We start from the raw sequence: 1,097 nt of genomic DNA, 5'->3' as shown, positions 1-1,097 counted from the left end.
TGTTTGCGGCAACATCGCCACGAAACTTCCGCAATCACCGTTCTACGCGAACTGGCTTAGGTATTGTCTTCATGAGACTTGGCGGCGATCATAGCCAAGGGGACGCAATGGAGAATAACCCGCATACCGTTCGCAAGCTGCAGGCTGGAGGGGTCATCAGCATCCTCTACCTGCTCCTCATCGGGGCGTTAGAAGCTTACAGCGCAGCGGCGACCACTCTCGATAGAAACTCCGCGTTTCCTAGTTGGGAACCGCGTCTCGGATGGGCGCTTTTCGTACTTCCGTGTATTCTGATCGCCAGCCTCGTCCTCCTACATGGTCGACATTCGAGGTGCGGCTATGCACTCGCCTTGATGAACCTCTGTCTCTACGCAGGCTTCATGATCTTTGAGTGGTTCGCCTACCCGGGGCAACCTGCATCGAAAGAGGCGGCGTGGCAGGTCGGGGGCTTCTATTCGGGGTTGTTTTCTGCTGCACTACTCGCAGCTCGCTTCCTTAAGAACAAGACTCAGGCCATCCACGTCTAGCCCCAAGCAGATCCATGTCATGGGAAACAAGGTCCGTCCATCGGCATCCCGGTCGCGTAGTTTCCGCAAACCCCGTTTTTGCGCGAGTCACTCAGCCGTTGGCAAAACTGGAAGCTCATCGTCTGCGGGCAACGCTCCTAGAAAGTGATGGTTTGCAAAAGCCCAAATGTAAAGATCTTGCCAATATGCGAACGTCGGCAGATGCTCGTTATCCTCACGCCGCCAAGCTCGAACATACTCGTAACCCCTTTGCACATCGTTCCCGTTGATGCATAGCCATGGTTCAATATTATCCAAAGTCAAAGGGCGAGTTCCTTCTATCTGAAGGCCAGTCCTCCGGATCGCATCGATGTGCATCGTTCCTTGGCGGATGGCTTTTGCACCAGCTATAGAGTCATCGGTTGGTCTGGTCTTTCTGTTCCAGTCCAGGAGTGCCCCGAAAAACCACATACGGCTGTTCGGCCCGCTGGTACGTAGCTGCAAGACTCTCCCACACGCCCAGCTTCTGTCCTTTAGTTGAAATCCCCAAAAATCGCCCGGAGAGAGCGAGAGATTCGATTTGGGTATAAA

General features: G+C 54.1%; 1 protein-coding gene. It reads left to right on the top strand.

Annotated features, from left to right (window positions below; translation table 11 throughout):
• On the top strand, positions 1-527 hold a 527-nt coding region (locus HDF16_RS30145), incomplete at its 5' end, for a hypothetical protein (RefSeq protein WP_221313437.1).
• Positions 528-1,097: the final 570 nt, after the last annotated feature.

The sequence above is a fragment of the Granulicella aggregans genome (genome assembly GCF_014203275.1).
Classification (GTDB): domain Bacteria; phylum Acidobacteriota; class Terriglobia; order Terriglobales; family Acidobacteriaceae; genus Edaphobacter.
This window is presented reverse-complemented; position numbering and strand designations above follow the sequence as displayed.